The sequence below is a fragment of the Mesorhizobium sp. M7A.F.Ca.CA.004.04.2.1 genome (assembly GCF_004022825.1).
GTDB lineage: Bacteria > Pseudomonadota > Alphaproteobacteria > Rhizobiales > Rhizobiaceae > Mesorhizobium.
In genome coordinates this window covers 1-2,197 of record NZ_RZPH01000981.1, presented here as the reverse complement: position 1 = coordinate 2,197, position 2,197 = coordinate 1, and the positions used below count along the sequence as shown (strand labels likewise).

The following is a 2,197-nucleotide window of genomic DNA, read 5'->3' as shown; positions in this document are numbered from 1 at the left end:
ACTCGAAGCGGCGGCGATGCTTGTCATCGAGCGTTTCCGGGAGGGAAAACAACGCAATGAGGAAATTCACGAAGGCGAGCCCGGCGGCGAAATAGAATGGCACGCGCGGCCCGAACGTGCCGAGCAGCCCGCCCAGAACCGGCCCGATGACGAAGCCGACGCCAAACGCGATACCGAGCAGGCCGAAATTCTTTGCCCGGTTCTCATCGTTCGAGATATCCGCGATGAAGGCTGAAGTCGTCGAATAGCTGGCGCCTGAAATGCCGGCCAGCACACGCCCGATGAACAGCATCGGGTAGGACCAGGCGACCGCGCAGATCAGATTGTCGATGGAGAAGGTCAGCACCGATGCGAGCAGGATCGGCCGCCGCCCGAACCGGTCGCTCAAGCCACCCATGATCGGCGCGAAGACGAACTGCATCGCCGCATAGACGAACAACAGCCAGCCGCCTTCGATCGCCGCGCCACTGATGCTGACCCCGGTCAATTCCCTGAGATAGGCCGGCAGCACCGGCATGATCATGCCGAAGCCGATAATGTCGAGCAGCAGCGTGGTGAAGACGAGCGCAAGGCCCCGTCTGGCGGTTTTGGGGTCGATCATGCTGGGTCAAGCTCCTCTGCTCGCCCTCAGGCGCAGGCGGACGCAGCTTATAGGCGAGCTCGCGGCAAGGAACAATGCGGGAACAGGCCGAATCTGGTCATCCTGACACCCCCTGACGACAACATCGCCGGCAGGTGAAGCTTGAAAACGGTCTGGTCAGATCGGCCCACTCAGCGTGTTGCAATCCGACAGCTTGCCGCTCTTGTAACCACGCGCCAGCCAGGTCTGCCGCTGCTGCGAGGTGCCGTGGTTGAAGCTTTCCGGTACGACATAGCCCTGCGTCTTCTTCTGCAGCGTGTCGTCGCCGATCTTTTGGGCAGCATTGAGCGCCTCTTCGAAATCGCCCTGCTCCAAGATGCCCTTCTGCCCGGTGAAATGCGCCCACACGCCGGCGAAGCAGTCGGCTTGCAGCTCGATGCGCACCGACATCTGGTTGGCCTCCGCCTGGTCCATGCCTTGCCGCATCTGGTTGAACTTGGACATAATGCCCGTCAAGTTCTGCACGTGGTGGCCTACCTCGTGCGCGATCACATAGGCTTGGGCGAAGTCGCCAGAGGCGCCGAACTGTTGGTCGAGTTGCTGGAAGAAGGTTGTATCGAGATAGACCTTGTGGTCGCCCGGACAATAGAACGGCCCGGCGGCCGACGATGCCGAGCCGCAGGCCGAACGGATTTGGCCGCTGAACAGCACCAGCTTCGGGTCCTCATATGTCAGCCCCTGCGATTTGAAGATCCCGGTCCACGTGTCCTCGGTCTCGGCCAGCACGGTCGCCACGAACTGCTTCATCTCATCATTGGCGGGCGTAGCAGAGCCGCTGTCCTCGGTAATCTGGCCGCCGCCGCCCGGCGCCAGTCCGCCGCCGCCACCCAGGATCGTCGACGGATCGAAGCCGAAATACCATCCGGCCAGCACCACCAGGATGACGAGGAAGATGCTGCCGCCGCCACCGGTGCGGCCGCCGATCGGAATGCGGAACTGGCCACCGCCGCCGCCGAGCCCGCCACCGCCGCTGCGGTCGTCCTCGATATTGTCACTCTGACGACGGCCTCTCCAGAGCATGGCAACTCCTCGCGCTGCAAACTTCCCCGTTGTTGCGGGGCTCAACCCAACAAACAACTATCTCAATGGTTGCTCCAAGTCACAGCATTTTTCCAGACCGCGGCGGTTCTGGCATGACGGCCTCACCGCTCTGGCCGAGAGTGCGCAAGGCCTGTAGCATTGCTCGTGGATGGGGGATGTATTGGGCTTGAAGACGATCGGTTCGTTCCTGTCGCTGATTGCGGCGTTGTTTTGCCTCGGCACGCCGGTAGCCGGCGCGGTGACGCTCGATTCCAGCGTTGCCGTCACCGACCCCGCCACTTTGCAGGCATTGGAACGCGGCGGACTGTCGATCAGCCGCCTGCTGGGGCCAGCGCTCGGCCTGACCCGCGAGGTCGACAATCGCGGTCTGTTCTCGGTACCGGCTTTGGCGACGGTGCGCGACACAGTCAAGCAGCAGATCGCCGACGAGCCGAAGACCAGTCCGGACCCCTATGTCGCCGACATGGCCAGATCGAAGGCCACCAGCCAGAAATTCAATCCGAAATACATCGACGA

The 2,197-nt window shown here is 62.5% G+C and carries 2 protein-coding genes and 1 pseudogene; 1 reads left to right on the top strand and 2 read right to left on the bottom strand.

Annotated elements, in window-relative coordinates; translation table 11 throughout:
* Both EN893_RS30115 and EN893_RS30110 read right to left on the bottom strand, forming a co-directional pair.
* The coding region (locus tag EN893_RS30115) for an MFS transporter (RefSeq protein WP_164901239.1) at nt 1-601 on the bottom strand (601 nt) is incomplete at its 3' end.
* 156 nt (nt 602-757) lie between these two features.
* Nucleotides 758-1,660, bottom strand: a complete 903-nt coding sequence (locus EN893_RS30110) for a neutral zinc metallopeptidase (protein ID WP_127271204.1) — start codon at nt 1,658-1,660, stop codon at nt 758-760.
* Between the two features lie 187 nt (nt 1,661-1,847).
* Here EN893_RS30110 and EN893_RS30105 point away from each other — a divergent pair.
* Nucleotides 1,848-2,197, top strand: a pseudogene (locus tag EN893_RS30105) (hypothetical protein); the annotation flags it as partial.

Coding starts and splice junctions, on each gene's coding strand:
- EN893_RS30110 (WP_127271204.1), bottom strand. CDS start 1,660: ATGCTCTGGAGAGGCCGTCGTCAGAGTGACAATATCGAGGACGACCGC.